Raw genomic sequence first — 15,973 nt, forward strand, 5'->3', positions numbered from 1 at the left:
CCAGTTGCCTCCCTCCTTTTTTTTCCCTAAGTTTGAGGGTGCAGTACAATCATTTTATTTATAAGTTCTTTCGCTGGTAATACCATGTCCCTCCGACGACGAGTAGTACGAGAACGGGTTTTGCAGGCGCTGTATGCGTACGAACTCTCTCATGAACCTATCCAGTTTATCATCGAGAACATTGTCGCTGATTTGGAGAAACAGCCGGAATCGTTTGCCTTCGCAAAGCAGCTAATCCTCAAGGTTATTGAATGCAATAATGAGTTAGATGATTTAATCCGCCAGCGGATAGAACATTGGGAATTTAGCCGTCTCGCTATTATCGATAGGATTGTGCTGCGAATGAGTATTTGCGAATTATTGTACTTTGATGACATCCCGCCGAAAGTCACTATCAACGAAGCCATAGAAATTGCGCGTGATTTCAGCACCGAGAAAAGTGATAAATTTGTTAACGGCGTGCTCGACTCAATTCTCGATGATCTGAAAAAAGATGGCCGTATAAAGAAATCAGGACGAGGATTAGTGAACACTGGAGCGAACAAACAATCCAAACAAAGATGAGCAGCACTCTTCAACCTCCATCTTTGCATACGGCAACACGTTGGCAAATCTTTTCATGGGCGCTCTTCGATTTTGCGCACACTGCATTTTACGTTCTCATTCTTACCGTTGGGTATCCGCTCTACTTCAAAGAAATAGTTGCGCAAGGCAGCCATCAAGGAGATTTTTTGTGGGGTTCTGCGTTTAGTATTTCTATGTTCATAGTGGCTCTCTTCTCCCCCGTACTTGGCGCGGTCGCCGATTATGGCGCAGGCAAGAAGCGATTCCTTGGGATTTTCACGGCAATATGCGTTCTTGCAACCTCGAGTCTATTCTTCGTGCACGCCGGAATGATCTTCTTCGGGATGGCGCTTCTCGTAGTTTCGAATATCGGATTCGAAGCAGGACTTGTATTCTATGATGCGTTTCTTCCGGAGATAACAACGGCTCGAAGTTATGGCCGTGTCTCGGGTTATGGATTCGCCCTCGGATATGTCGGATCGCTCGTTTCGCTTGCGGTGGTGTTTCCATTGTACGCAGGTGGATTCGGTATAGACAATCTCTTCAACATTCGATTAAGCTTTCTTATAGCCGCTGCTTTCTTTTTCGTATTCTCCCTGCCCCTATTTTTCTTTCTCCCAGATAAACAGCGAACCGGAAGCTTAAAGTTGGACTTTATTAAAATTGGTTTTGCCCGGCTCCGAACCACCTATCAGCAATTTCCGCGGTACCGCAACATCGCACGCTTTCTGATTTCTTATTTTATTTATATCGATGGTGTCAATACGATCATCGTCTTTTCTTCCATTTTTGCACGCGAAACACTCAAGATGGATATAAGCGAAATTGTCGTGTACTTTGCCATGGTGCAGACTTCTGCCATTGTTGGTTCTATTCTATTTGGCATCTTGGCAGACCATACTACCCATAAACGGACGCTCAGCATCACTTTGTTTCTATGGCTGACTATTGTAGTCATTGTTTTTTTTATTCAAGATAAATGGATGTTCTACGGGCTTGGCGTGCTTGCCGGATTAGCTCTCGGTTCCTCTCAATCAATCAGCAGAGGCATGATGTCTATTATCACTCCGCAAGAAAAGAAAACAGAATTTTTTGGATTTTATTCGTTCTTCGGAAAAGCATCTGCGATACTTGGACCGGTCGTTTTTGGATTTGTTTCGTCGTATCTCAATCAACGGTTTGCCATTCTCTCTATTGGATTCTTTCTTCTCACCGGCCTCGTTCTGTTACAGCGCGTAGAAGAGAGGGCTATAGAGAGTTCTTCTATAACCTCTTAATTTTTTCTCAGGAAGGGGCATCTCATGCGCTTACTCTGCGTTGTTTGTATCATGACTGTCATTTTGGGCTGTCATACTGAAGAAAAGGAAACTACAACGAAAGGCAACCTGCATATCTTCATTCCGGAATCTATCGCTCCGGTCATGATTGACGAAGTGAATGAATTCCTGAACCTCTATCAAGCAAACGGCGCATATATAACGGATACTATCGTATCCGCTGAAACAGCCGCACGCCACTTCGTGATGGACACTGCACGCATTGCTTTTCTTCCCCGTTCATTGACACAGACTGAAAAAGAACAAGTAAAAATAATCTCTGCCAGCCTCAACGAAGTCATTGTTGCGTATGATGGTATTGTTGCTGTTGTGCATCCAAAGAATACTGTCGTTGAAATGACGACAACGGAAATTCAAAAAATATTATCGGGAAAGATTACGCGGTGGGAACAACTTGCGAAACCGATGAAAGGCACCATTAAAATTTACTGCCAGGATTCATCGGATGCATCAGAATATCTTAAGCAACGCTTATTAAAGCAAGCTGGCATCTCGGCAATATTCACGCGCACAAGTTCTGATATTCAGACACTTCGATCGGTAGAAAAAGATCCGTATGCAATCGGTTTTGCAGCATTAGTGTGGATTGATTCGGTAAAGTCAGATGCTAAAATTCTCAGCCTCGGCAGAACAAGTGAAGACACTGATACAGCGTTTACAACTCCAGCCGAAGCACTTCGAAAATTCTTTTCACCTCATCCAGCAAATATTTATAGAAATTATTATCCACTTAAGCGGGCAATTTATATGTACACGAGGGGGCCGGTCACTTTGGCGACGGGCTTTGGCACTTACGTTGCTACATCAGAAGGACAAAAGCTATTTCTCAAACGCGGACTTCTCCCCGGTACACAAAAGATTAAGTTACGATCTAGTCAACCTGAGTAGATCACCGCCCTCTTTGGCTGAATGAACAGAACCTATTGAATTCGTATTAATACAAGTAATAGCTTAGAAATCTCCGCCCAGTGAAAAGTAATAGTACGGTTCCGAGAAACCGGACCAGTTGAAGCGCCACGCAACATCGATGCGCAACGGCAATCCAAAAAGAATAATCCGCGATCCTAAACCGGTACCAATGAGCAAATCTTTCGTTATTGTCTCGCCGTTGTTAGGATCTGTGCCGAACGCCCTCCACGAAGGATCGTTGCTCCACGCTGATCCCATATCAACAAATGCTGCACCAAGAATGTTTGCAAAACCAATCGGAAGTGCACCGAAGATAAGATATTTGAGAAGCGGGAAACGAAATTCCATGTTCGCTACTGCGAACCGCGTGCCAATCTCCTGGGCGTAATCGTACCCGCGCAGCGGAAGGACTTGTGTCAGAAACGCAAAATCCTCTACATTGTGAATAGGAATTTCATTTGTCGCAAGATGGTAATTCAACCACCCTTCTGTCCCACCAAGTAGAAAATTTTGTTTATTACTTCCCATACTTATCCCGCCTGAAAGGCGGTACACGAAGATGAATTCTTTTGCCAATTTGTTGTAGCTTCGATAGTCTGCTGTAAATGTCTGCATATCCAATCCATCATTTCCTATCTTTGGCGTTCCGTAAAACGTAGCGTTAAAGCGTGAACCGTTATTAGGGCCAAACCATTCCCCCTGCCAGATGGAATTATCATTCACATAACTCACGAGCGGTAATACAAGCGAGCGCCGCTCTGAGGGGCTGGATGCATTATCCAAATTATCTCGCGAGAGATTGAGCCACATCAAAGAGCAATCAATGCGATTGAATCGATCTATCGGATAGGACGCAACGGCCCCAACAGCCCACGTCTGGAAACGATAAAGCGTATCATACCATGCACCCGGAGAACCTACATACAGAAACTTCGCATCATGAAAGGCTTGGAATCCCCAATCCATGCGCCCTGGTAAATAATAGTATGAGAGTCCATAATCACTGTTCTTGAGATCGATCAACAGATTTGTTTGAAAAATAATCTGATGATCGCCCAGCATATCACTGAAAGCCAAAATCGTACTTCCTTCCAATCCGTAAAAAGTGCTCACACCCGCCGCACCGTAGACAAGGTCAGGCGAGAAGTTTAACTTATAACGGTGCGGGATATAATTACTGTCGACGTCCTGATTGTCTGTAATTTCCACTTGTGAAATCGGCGGTGGGCCGTTCGTTGTGTCGTGCATGCCTTCAGGGGAAAAAATATAATTGGAAAGATCGGCTTTCACACCTGAATGATATGTTGGTTCCACGCCGACGGAATCGACAACCACAACAACATTGCTGCGTACCGAAATGGTGTCGGAGGATGGAGCAAGAGCGACAACTTCTTTCGGCTTCTCTTCACGTGGAAGTTTAAATTTCATCTTATAATATTCAGTCGGCTCCAGCGACGAAACGTTGAGTTTGCGCTCTAACGGGCGCAGCATCAAGTAAATGTCAAACCCTGCCTCATTGAGGGATGCGAACACCAATTTGGATCCATCGTGTGAAAGCGAGAGTTGGTACAATCCGCTAATGGAATTTGTAATGGGATAATACTTGCCAGAATCTAGTTCCTGCACATAGATGTTGTTGATACCATTCATATCGGCGATATATAAAAGCTTTTTGCCGTCCGGCGATATGACAGGTGATGTTTTACTACCATTGGGCTGCGTAGTGATTCGTCGAATAAGTGCCGTGGAAATATCGATCGAATATAAATCGATTTGTGCATGATCATAATTCCAAATTTTGAAGTTCTTCGATATCATAGTCCGTGATGTTATATCTCCACGGTCTGATGCGAAGTAAATCTTTTTCCCGTCAGGTGAAAATACCGGATCACTATCCGAGAAAATATCGTTCGTAAGATTCTTCACTTCCTTTGTAGTTATATTGTAAATATAAATATCAGACTGCGGCGATTTTACGCCGACAAATGTCAGCAACTTGCCATCGCTACTCCAATTCACTGAAAACACACCGTCTAAATCCAGCTGAATTTTTTCCTGTTTGCCGGATTCAATATCTACAAGAAAAATAGCATCGCGTTCACCTGCCTTTACGGCAAGCGCAAGTTTCTTTCCATCCGGCGACCATGTGATACCGGGTGTCAGCAAGTGCATCTCTTCAAAATTGTTCGTCTTTTGCCCGCTGACAACTTTATCAAGAATTTCGCCATCCAACGCTGACATGATATAGACATCGAAGTAATCATTTCGGTCGGAGATAAATGCAATCTTGTCGCCCTGCGGCGAGATCGTAGGACTGGTGTTATAGAAATTGCCATCCTTCGTGTGATTCGTCATCCGCTTATACGAAAAATCCGCCGGCTCTTCACGCTTTGCAACGTCCGGCCAATAGTACACTTTTTGTTCTTTCTGCCAGCGTTCTGAAAGTTCTTTGACAGACATACCAATGGCAGATTTGAATCCTCTTTCAATACTTCGAGCACTTTTTATCTGGCTGAAGATTTCTGCAATTTTCTGCTCGCCATATTTATTGGCAATGTAATACCACACCGATTGCCCACCGCGGTATGCAAAATATCCACTGAGATAATTGATGGGCGGCAGATAATTGTGCACTGTTGCATCACGGAGAAACATATCCGAATTATTATCCCACTTCAACGCGGCGTATTCTGCGATGCCTTCATTCATCCACATGGGCAACTGTACCGGCGATTTGCTGGAGATAAGAGATTGGATTGTGCCGCCATAAAACATATCATTCAAGACCGCGTGCACTAATTCGTGATGGATGACATGCCGAAACTGTCCATAGCCTCCTTCAAATGGAATAACAATGCGATTCTTAAACAATTCAGTGACTCCGCCGATGCCTTCTTCCATATATTCGCTTACCACATTCGTTTGCTGGAACTCATTATGCGAGTTATAAATGACAAAGGAAATGCGGTTGTTAATATCGTAACGCAAAAGTTTCTTGATAGAAGCATACGACGCTTCTGAGGCGTTGGCGGCGAACTGCGCAAGGTCGTAGCCGTCCTGTGAGAAATATATATCGAAGTGATCTGTCTGGAGATACTGCCAGTGGAAATTCTTATACTGAACTTTATTCTTACCAAAGACGGAGTTCTGCGCATTCGCCTCAACTGCGACTCCGCAGAGAATTAAACTGATGAGAATAAACTGCCGCATAATATTCTTACCCTTCTTCTCTTGAATTATTTTTTCCTCTAAATACTGTTTTGTATTAAATACCGCTGAGCCACTAAGTCTGTGAGCCCCTTAAGACAATATCTTTTCAATTCATCTCTTTCCTATCTTATGTCCTCGCAGTCTTAAGTACTCAGTGTTTGCGCCGCCGCTGAACTTTAACTTCATCTTTTTCTACAAGCGAAAAATCGATCTGGCGATCCTCCGGGTTAACACGAACAACTTTAACTTCTAACGTATCGCCAAGACGATATTGTTTACCTGTTCGACGCCCTTTCAATGTGTACTGCTTATCATCATAGGTATAATAATCGTCGCTCAGGTCACGCACGTGAAGCAATCCCTGAACCAGCAAATCTGTCAGTTCGACAAAAATGCCAAAGTTTGTTACACCGGAAATGACGGCGTGGAATTCATCACCAATATGGCGCTTCATATATTCCACCTGCATCACTTTCACAGCAGTACGTTCAGCTTCCATCGCCGCCCGTTCCATTACAGACGATTGTTTGGCGATATACGGCAAACGTTGGCGAAGCGCATTCCGTTCCTGGAGCGAAATACCTGTCGCGTATTGTTTGAGCATTCGATGAACAATTAAATCAGGGTAACGTCTAATCGGTGATGTAAAATGCGAATAGTAATCAAACCCCAAACCGTAGTGACCGATGTTGCGATCAGAATACACTGCTTTTGCCATCGACCTTAACGCCACTTCATTTATCACATTTTCGACTTCTGTGCCCTTCACTTGATTAAGAAGCTGCTGTAAAGATTTAGACGTAACACCGCCGTCTGTGTTCAATGTAAAACCAAATTTCTCAACAAACACGGCAAGTTCGCCAATGCGTTCCGGATCGGGCGAATCATGCACGCGGTACAAAAACGGCTTTGCCTGTTCTTCTTTCTTCGCTAAACCAATATGCCGCGCCACAACCCGATTTGCCAGCAACATAAATTCTTCCACTAACCGATGGCTTTCTAATCGCACTTTCTTCATAATCTTGATCGGCTTTCCCTGATCATCAAATTCAAATTTCGCTTCTGCAGAATCAAAATCGATGCTGCCTTCCTTCAGACGTTTTTTCGTCAATGATGCACTCAACCGATACATCTGCGCAACAACTTCAGCGAATGGGGCATCACTCGGTGATGCTGCCAGGTTCTGTTCCAACCGGTCAATGAGTCCCTGCACTCGTTCGTAACTGAATCGGAATTTGCTGCGAATAACACTTTCCACAATTTCATATTCTTTCACACTGCCTCGTGGCGAAACAATCATGAAAACAGTAAACGCCAGGCGGTCTTCATCCGGACGAAGACTGCACAAGCCATTGGAAAGTTTTTCCGGAAGCATGGGAATAACGCCATTTGGAAAATAAACGCTTGTGCTGCGTTTGAGCGCTTCTTTATCTAATTCACTTCCGGTTGTTACATAATATGAAACATCTGCAATATGCACACCGAGATGGAAATTGCCATCCGGCAGCGGTTCAAGGGAAACCGCATCGTCAAAATCCTTCGCATCTTCCGGATCGATTGTAAAACAAAGCAGATGACGGAGATCGCGTCTGCGGTCTATTTCAGTCTGGGGAATGTTCGATGGAACAGCATTCGCCTCCAATAAAACTTCCGGAGGAAATTCGGTTGTTAAATGATACTCACGTGCGACAGATTTGATTTCTGCCGATAATTCGCCTGACTTTCCAAGCACTTCCGCAACTTGCCCTTCCGAATTCTGACGATGCTTTCCCCACACGGTCATCCTTACAACAACCTTATCGCCTTCTTTTGCATTATGCAGTTGTTCTTTTGCAATCAAAATTTCTCGCGCCAAATGGCGGTCATCCGGCACAACAAAGAATTGCTTGTGTGCCCGTTCCACCGTTCCAACAAATGTCTGAATTCCGCGCTTGATAATCCGCACAACTTCGCCCTCGCGTCGCGCACCGCGTTCCTTCTGTTTTGTGCTTTGCGCTAAGAGCGAGACCTCTACCGTGTCGCCATGAGCGGCATCTCCCAGATTTTCCTGCTGAATGAATAGCTCTTCTCCGCCTTCCTCAACTGTGACAATGCCAAAGCCGCGAGAAGTAACTTCCAAAGTGCCAAAGAAGAGCTGCGTTTCGTGGAGATGACCGTACCGTTTCCCGCGGATGCGTAAAATCTTGTTTTCATCCTGCAAAGACCGGAGCGACCGCTTAAAGATCTGTTCATCTTTCGCGCTGCGGATACCTATGCGGCGTGATAATTCTTTTGATTTGAAGGATTCATGAGGGAAGCGGGCGAGAAATTGCAGGATGCGTTCTCGAAGAGACTCAAAACTCTCGCCGGTACTTTTATTGGTCACTGAATACTCCTTGATGAAATAGTTCGTGCAATGCAAATGACAGAGTCATGAAAGTTATTTTAGAATATAATGCGGTAGAACAACCGGACACCATTGGAGGCACGGCGTTCTTCTACCGCATTTTGGATGCCTTCGACACGGCGCTCAAATGTCAGGATGAGGTTGCGGTATTTCTCCGAGTTCATGATGCTGCTCACAGGAAACTCAACGCTCACATTTGCATTTGTCAAGTCGCTTAACACTCTTCCCCCGGCTCGGATAACAGCTTCACCCACCTGTCCGGTCAATCGGAGATCCGTTGACTGATTAAATTGCCCGCCGACATAAATGACATCCATAGACTGGATATAACCCGATGTATTACGGCGAAGCGCATCACTAATTAGTCCATTGACACTTCCCCAGGCCAATGCAAAGCCAAGATTCGTTCCTATAAGTCCCATACGCTGTTGATCCGTGAGTTCATTGCGGAATTGACCGGCAAGGATAAAAGAGACGGCATTGGCTTCATCGTCACCATCTTTCCAATTTGTCCAATCTTTATCAGAAAATATTTTTGTCTGTAATGAAATCTTCGTCTTCGGTTCATTCCTTGTGCCAGTGATTTTAAGTGTGACTAATACTTGTGGTGCCTTACTTGTTCCAGAAATTCCGGCTGATTGCGACTGATTTGATGGAGATTTAGTAGAAATAGTGTCAGCTAATCCCTCGTGCATTCCCTGATATGTTGCGGTAACGTCAAGTTCAGGATTCAGAATGTTGCCTGTAAAAAGTAGTTTTCCGGTTGCTTCAAATTTCTTGATGAAATAATAATACGAACGATTACTCACTTCGACCTGGCCGGTCAAACGCGACATTTCCGGCGTCCGGTTGAAGGAGAGGCGGCCCTGAAGGTCTGCAAAAAGTTCTTCACTCGTTTGGGTGTTGAAGACAAAACGGAGAGTCGTTGGCCCCTGCGTTTCAATACGAACATCATAACTGATGCCGTCAAGAAACGAATTGTGAATGAGTTTTAATGCAGAAGATACTGCATCCTTATTTTTTTTAACAACCGCCTGGCTCGATTTTGTTATTTCAGATAAGCTTACATGCGATGTGTCATCTTTAAACGTGATGTTCACACCGGTTGTGCGGGCTAATTCTGATTCTTGCTCCGGCGGGAGAGTTAATGCTGCGTCTTTTACAAATACCTCGCCGCGTACCGTAGAAGCAGTAAGGTCACCCTGCCAAACAAGTCCACTCGGTCCTGTTGCTGCAAACAAATTGCCATACAGTTTTTGTCCGGTAAGTCGCTTTTCTTCACTCATAACCTTTAAATCGCCCTGCGCCAGCAGATCGAACTGCTTAAAATTCAATCCAAGAAGAGTAAAGTTTCCCGAAACTTTCATCGTTCCAACATGCAACCGTTCCTGCGGACTGTTCTGAATGGTGAACTTTTCCAATTGAATTCGGTCTCCTGCTGGAATTAAATCGCCGTTCAAGACAAACGGCATTCCAAGCGGATCAAAAACAAAGTTCGCATTCCGAATCGACATTGACCCTTGATAGTGCGGTGCATCGATTGGACCTTTCATTTGCATATCGCATGTCATGACTCCCGAGAGATTCGAAATAACAGGAATAAATGGATCAAGAATTTCCAAATTCATGCCGGTGGACTTCAGCGTAAGATCCACACTTCCTTCCAACGGATGCGGTGCTTCTCGTACAAGAACAAAATCATATGGGAGCGACCCAGAAAGGAGTAAATCTGGCGGGGCTTGTGTATCGCCAGACCGGCTTGTGAATTTCACGTCCAATCCAAGAACATGTTCGAAATATGATATGTATGAATCGATTTTACCGAGAGTTTTTTGTTTGTTTTGTACCGAATCAATTGCACGAACGTCCTGAGCGTGCATATCTATAACGATGTTGGGATGTTTAAAACTGCCGCGAAAAAGAGTTTTCGCATTAAGCATCCCGTCAAACTGCATAGAAGATTTGGCGTAGGGACCGCGATAAAGTATCTGTCTCAGATGAGAGAGATGAAATTTATTGAGCGAAATATTCAGATCTGAAATCCCTGTCGGGCTGAAGTGCCCCGCCAATGATGCTTCTTCATCTTCGTGTTCCATCTTGAGCGTTTTGATGTAGGACCCATCACGTCCCAATATCAATCGAACGGTGTCTTTATTTTCAGCAATGTACCGACCTATCTCGGTTTTTAATCGTGGAATATCAAATTCCATGAGGTTAGCATTCACATGAGACGTTCCCTCGAATTCAACACGTGCAGTAGAATCTATGTATGCTGAAAATTGGAAATCACTTGAGTCGGCATCCGCTTTCATTTCACCGGAAATTCGATTGAAGAGAAGTCCGTTGATCTCAAAATTAGTAAGCTCCGGTTCGACGGATGCGTGGAATTTTTTAAAGAGTTTCTCATACCCAATGCCGCCGAAGAAGTATTTGAACGACGCCATATCCGTCGTCAGCGTATCGGTTGCGGCATCAAGCTCAAATTGTTCAAGATCCGCTTTGCCGCGAAGCTGCATATCTATTGAATCTCCAGCAATTGTACCCTCGATGATTCCCATGCCCGCAAGCGGCACATGAATGAAGACACCGATTGGTTTGAGATCTTTTACTTGCAAGCGATAGTGTGCATCAATCGGATTGACACTAGACACGTGCGAAGGATGAAATTTTTGCGGTGTCGTCAAGTATCTGTTGAACGAGCGTATGGAGTCAAGACTTTGAAACCGGTACGCAACTCCCTCGGTGACCAGTTGATAAGAATTTTGCCATGCCGCGATAAATGAGGCAGGTGTAAAATTGCCGCTCACATTCAAATCGCCTATTGTTGATGTAATCTGCAAATTACTATTCACACTATCTTTCACTTGAAATATTGCCTTTGCCTGCGCCGATTCGAACGTCTGCAGCGCGAACGCCGAACGATAAAAATGTACTTCTGCTGTGTCGGATCGTGTCGAAGCACCGATTGCTCCAGCAGCAGTAAGATCAAAGGAAAGATCGCTTCCGTATTGTGGATCTTTCAGCACATCGGCAAGATCCAGCGATCGAATTCTGCCGGAAATGTTATACCTTGTTGAGTCTTTTTGAAAAAACGTGAGAAGACTTGATATCTCATAGATTCCGCTTCCAACGGAAGCTGCCACATGAGATCGCAGTATTCCGTCAGCAACATCGAATACGGCGACTGAATGCTGAATGGAAAGTCCATTGAACAAGGAGGAATCCATTTCCACTTTCGCAATTCCGGTCATGGTGCGCAGATTAAATCCGGTTCCATCGATGGTCATCTTTGCATTAAGATTGCTGGATAGTTTTTGATCATTCAGAATAGTTCCCATTGCCAATGAATGTACAGCTACCATACCAGAATACGCAGTATTCTCCGTGTCGATTTTCATTTTTCCATCAATGTTTATATCTCCGACAGCTGTGCTGCCCGAAAATCGAGTTTTAAAATCTAACGGCCGTCCTTCATACGTCAGCGAATATTTCACATAACCAAGAAATGTTAGGTTCGGCAGATGAAGACCCGGCAGACAGTCGAAAAGGTCGCGCGGAACAATGAAGTTATCGCCAGCCACCGCGGTCATTTCCAAATCACGGGGATGGTGAATATTGCGAACCTGACCATGGAGTTTGACCATCGAATTGGGCATTTGGATAGAAAGGTTCTCAACGTTTAATGCTCCAAGCGTTCCCTTTGCTTTTAATTGGAGCTTGAGTGAATGATCAAGAAAGTTTACGGAGGGATAGAGAAATTGCTTTAGCTCCCGAGTATCAATATCATCCGCTGATAGCGAGAGATCGACTGGAATTGATTTCAACTCCTCCAAACTGGACAAGTGAGTAATATCAAATCCATTCATTCCGGCATCGAAACGGAGATGTGTCCCTGGTGTTTCAATACTCATATTTCGCACACTGACTTCATTCTTCGTCAGCAGAAAATCGCCGCTCAAGTGTTTAAAGGTAAATACCGGCGCTTGATGCTGCCCTTTTGATAGGTTTTCGGTAGCGGCTGAAATGAACTGTTCATCTCGATAAATTGATGTGGTAAGATCTCTTATCTTCACAGCATATGTATTGTTTTGTATTTGTGCAGAAAACACAAGCGTAAGTGCGTGGCAATTAATGCGTGCATAATCGATGACGCTATCCGGCGGCGCTTCGCGTTCTCCCATCTGCCGTTGATGAAGCAGAAGTGAATCTATGAAAAGTACTTCTGCGTCTGCTAATTCCCATCGCTTGATATTAATGGTCCACACTGAGGAAGTCGTATCAGTCGGGTTTGGTTTTATGAGGCGGGCAATGTTTATTGTACCGTTCAGTGATCGAGAGATATGAATGCGGGGTTTCACAACGATAGCGTTGCTGACTCCCACACGTTTGAAAAGAATTCCAAACGGATCGTATTTCAATTCGATCCGTTGAGCCGAAAGAAGCTCAACACCGCCTTCAGTCACAATGACATCGTTCACCCTGAACCCTGTGATAAGATTTCCATCGATAACGCCAAGTTGAAGCTCACCGTTGATGGCGGTCAAGGATTCATGCAGGAGAAGATCGCGAAGGTATGTCTTAAAGGATCGGGTCTGCGTATACCCGATGATGGCAATAAGGACAAATAAGAGAATACCGCCTATGTAATATGTGATTCGGAAAAGCTTGCGCACGTTGTTCATTCCACCGGCACATGACGAAGAACAAAAAAAGCGGCGCAGACGTAGGGAAACGCAAAAAAAATTCCGGCGTTCATTCAGTGCGTTTTGCCGTCTGCAATTTTTTTAATGATGTCTGTTGTGGAGCGATTTGGAACAAAATCAATCGTTTGCACAGTGCCGCCTGCTGCCTCAACAATATCTTTTCCTACAATGGAGTCAACCGTCCAGTCGGAACCTTTCACAAGCACATCGGGCATAACGGCTTTGATGAGTTCGTGCGGCGTGTCTTCATCAAAGAGGCACACATAGTCAACCACACGAAAAGCGGCAAGCACCAAGGCACGGTCATCCTGACAGACGATGGGCCGTGATGTTCCTTTGAGGCGTTTCACTGATGCGTCGGTATTCATTCCAACCACAAGTACGTCCCCGAGCGCTTTTGCCTTTGTCAAATATTCCACGTGTCCTCGATGCACGATATCGAAACAGCCGTTTGTGAAAACAACTTTCCTTCCTTCACGCTTCAATTTTTCTCTTATCTCTGCCAACGCGGCGCGTGTAACGACAGCACCCATTACCGTCTGCCTTCCTGATTGATGTCTTTGAGGATCGTTTGAATCAATCCTCCCTTGTCTATTGGCACAATACCAACTTCACCGCAAACAATTCCACCGGCGTAATTTGCTATCGCAGCAGCTTCTCCAATAGATGCACCCGCCACCATCGCCATTGTCAGTGTTGCAATAACAGTATCGCCTGCACCAGAGACATCAGCCACATGTCTTGCTTTTGTTTCTACATGTGCAAGAGCTCCGTTTCGCTCAAGGAGCAGCATACCTTTCTCGCCCATTGTGAGCAATACATTGTCTGCGTTGAGACGAGAAATGAGTTCATGTGCCGCCTCTTCTATGTCTTGAAAAACATTCAGACGCCTGCCCAACGCTTCCTCAGTTTCTTTTCTATTTGGTTTGAAAACAGATACGCCTTGATACTCGAAGAAATGATTGAACTTAGGATCGACTGTAATGGTCTTTTTGTGCTCTTTTGCAAGCCGGATGAGCGATGCAATCAATCCTTGCGTCAGCACACCTTTATTGTAATCTTCTAAAATGATTCCATCCAATGATTGAATCTGTCTTTCAAAGCTCGCAATAACTCTTGTTTCTACATCAGCGTTGAGATCGGTTTTTTCTTCATGATCTATCCGGACAACGTGCTGGTTATGTGCAATGACCCGTGTCTTCACAGTTGTTGGTCGGGATTCATCAGTAATGATTCCATCAGTCGGGAATTCTTTTTCTGCTACTAATTTTCGCAAAGCGTCTCCGCCGGCGTCGTTACCAACAATACCAATCATAATTGGCACACCGCCAAGCGATGCAATATTGTTTGCAACATTAGCCGCACCGCCGAGTCGCGTGGATTCCTCTTCTACCTCTACTACCGGAACAGGCGCTTCTGGAGAAATACGCGATACTTTTCCCCAAAAATACCGATCCAGCATCAAATCACCCACCACTGCGATACGCTTACCAGTAAAGCTTTTTTGAATTTCTTCCAGACGATTCGGAGTAAAATTAACCATTGAACGTTTCCAAAATTTTCGAGTCTTTCTTGATAGAATATAGCCAGAAAACGATGTACAAGCAAGGTAAGCTCTACTCTAGATAATTCACTCATAATAAGGTATCATGGGGAGGGAGTTGTAAGGTGACTTGTATTCTCTTTTCTATCTTCTTGCCTCTGCTTCTTTTATCGCAGCAATACAAGTTTTTTAGTATCAATAAAATGATTTGTCTGTAACTGATAGAAATATACACCGCTTGGCATAGATGAAGCATTCCATTGAATCGTATATGCTCCTGCAGGTTTTATTTCATTCACGAGCGTTGCCACTTCTTGTCCAAGTACATCATAGATTATTAATTTCACCAATCCAAAAGCTCCAATCTCAAAGCTCAAGACTGTTTCTGAATTGAAAGGATTTGGATAGTTCTGGTTCAACACAAATACATTCGGTATGGCATTCTTTATTTCCACTTCGCTCGAATATTTATACGTTCCGCTGTTATCAACCTGTTTCAGACGGTAGGCAAAATAGCCGGCCGGAAGTATCTGGTCGATAAAACTATAATTGTGTATTGCATTACTGGTACCGCTGCCTTGCACAAATCCAATCTTCTCCCAACGACTCATTGTTAACGGTTGGTACTTCACCGCTCGTCTCTCTACCTCGAATCCATAATTGTTTATTTCTGTTGCAGTTCCCCATTTCAGAGTGGTACGAGAATGTTCTACTGAAGCGGTAAACGACACAAGCTCTACTGGAAGAACGCCGTAGGAATTTAGAGCATCAACACGTCCCCAACCATAGATATTATCGAATCCCACCGTGCCCAAATCATCAGCAGTTGATTCGATAGCATCGCGAATTTGGTTTCCGGTCTTGCCTGGAAATGCCGCCCACATTTGCGCGGCTACAGCAGCAACATGAGGTGCAGCCGCAGAAGTGCCGTAAAACGGATTTGAAAAACCGCCGGCACCAGTGACGGTAACCCCGTCAACTCCGCAAATATCCGGCTTCGCACGCGTCTGGGATGAAGGAAAACTAATTGTCACTGGACCCTGAGAAGAAAAATACTCGATCGTATCCGGCGTTGCTGCTCGAACAGCACCAACAGCGATTGCGCCAACAACGGCAGGCTGACCGAATATCGCATCAACAGGTGTTAAACTGTTTGTATAGACACTCGTTATGCTATCTGGATAAATATAGACCTCTAAAGTTTTGGCAACTCCCGATTTTTTTTCAACCATAATTGCGTAATCACCGGCAGTTGATGCAGTATAATTAATCCATTCTAAAGGATCACCACCACCGTTCTGTGTATTGATACTTTGAGCCA

General features: G+C 44.5%; 9 protein-coding genes. 3 read left to right on the forward strand and 6 right to left on the reverse strand.

What is annotated here, in order from left to right; all coding sequences use genetic code 11:
- Positions 1 to 84 precede the first annotated feature (84 nt).
- Genes nusB through NTX44_05030 form a run of 3 tightly spaced genes read left to right on the forward strand, consistent with a single transcriptional unit; the run spans position 85 to position 2,789 of the window.
- Entirely contained in the window at positions 85 to 564 is a 480-nt protein-coding gene (gene nusB / locus NTX44_05020; GenBank protein MCX6120958.1) for a transcription antitermination factor NusB, read from the forward strand.
- Positions 561 to 1,841 carry an MFS transporter gene (locus NTX44_05025; GenBank protein ID MCX6120959.1) on the forward strand — a complete coding sequence of 427 codons (1,281 nt, stop codon included), beginning with the start codon at positions 561 to 563 and terminating at the stop codon, positions 1,839 to 1,841. Before nusB ends, NTX44_05025 begins: the two co-directional genes overlap by 4 nt.
- 24 nt (positions 1,842 to 1,865) lie before the next feature.
- A complete protein-coding gene (locus NTX44_05030) occupies positions 1,866 to 2,789 on the forward strand; it encodes a substrate-binding domain-containing protein (protein MCX6120960.1) in 924 nt (307 codons plus the stop codon).
- Between the two features lie 63 nt (positions 2,790 to 2,852).
- On the opposite strand, the gene NTX44_05035 is transcribed toward NTX44_05030, so the two are convergent.
- The 6 genes from NTX44_05035 to NTX44_05060 all read right to left on the reverse strand — a co-directional run.
- Entirely contained in the window at positions 2,853 to 6,020 is a 3,168-nt protein-coding gene (locus NTX44_05035; protein MCX6120961.1) for a biopolymer transporter Tol, read from the reverse strand.
- 151 nt (positions 6,021 to 6,171) lie between these two features.
- Complete coding sequence (gene rnr, locus NTX44_05040; protein MCX6120962.1) at positions 6,172 to 8,385, reverse strand: ribonuclease R; 2,214 nt, start codon at positions 8,383 to 8,385, stop codon at positions 6,172 to 6,174.
- A 59-nt stretch (positions 8,386 to 8,444) separates the two neighbouring features.
- Positions 8,445 to 13,079: a hypothetical protein gene (locus NTX44_05045; GenBank protein ID MCX6120963.1), complete on the reverse strand. Its 4,635-nt coding sequence runs from the start codon at positions 13,077 to 13,079 to the stop codon at positions 8,445 to 8,447.
- A gap of 83 nt (positions 13,080 to 13,162) precedes the next feature.
- On the reverse strand, positions 13,163 to 13,642 hold the full coding sequence (gene rfaE2, locus NTX44_05050) for a D-glycero-beta-D-manno-heptose 1-phosphate adenylyltransferase (GenBank protein ID MCX6120964.1): 480 nt from the start codon (positions 13,640 to 13,642) through the stop codon (positions 13,163 to 13,165).
- Complete coding sequence (rfaE1, locus tag NTX44_05055) at positions 13,642 to 14,652, reverse strand: D-glycero-beta-D-manno-heptose-7-phosphate kinase (protein MCX6120965.1); 1,011 nt, start codon at positions 14,650 to 14,652, stop codon at positions 13,642 to 13,644. The genes rfaE2 and rfaE1 overlap by 1 nt, the downstream gene beginning before the upstream one ends.
- Before the next feature lie 167 nt (positions 14,653 to 14,819).
- Positions 14,820 to 15,973: S8 family serine peptidase (locus tag NTX44_05060; GenBank protein MCX6120966.1), on the reverse strand; the 1,154-nt coding region annotated here is incomplete at its 5' end.

Source organism: Ignavibacteriales bacterium (assembly GCA_026390575.1).
Taxonomy (GTDB): domain Bacteria; phylum Bacteroidota; class Ignavibacteria; order UBA10030; family UBA10030; genus Fen-1298.

Excerpts from the sequence above, each read along its gene's own strand:
- nusB (MCX6120958.1), top strand. The coding sequence starts at position 85 with ATGTCCCTCCGACGACGAGTAGTACGAGAACGGGTTTTGCAGGCGCTG.
- NTX44_05035 (MCX6120961.1), bottom strand. The coding sequence starts at position 6,020 with ATGCGGCAGTTTATTCTCATCAGTTTAATTCTCTGCGGAGTCGCAGTT.
- rfaE1 (MCX6120965.1), bottom strand. The coding sequence starts at position 14,652 with ATGGTTAATTTTACTCCGAATCGTCTGGAAGAAATTCAAAAAAGCTTT.
- NTX44_05030 (MCX6120960.1), top strand. The coding sequence starts at position 1,866 with ATGCGCTTACTCTGCGTTGTTTGTATCATGACTGTCATTTTGGGCTGT.
- NTX44_05025 (MCX6120959.1), top strand. The coding sequence starts at position 561 with ATGAGCAGCACTCTTCAACCTCCATCTTTGCATACGGCAACACGTTGG.
- rfaE2 (MCX6120964.1), bottom strand. The coding sequence starts at position 13,642 with ATGGGTGCTGTCGTTACACGCGCCGCGTTGGCAGAGATAAGAGAAAAA.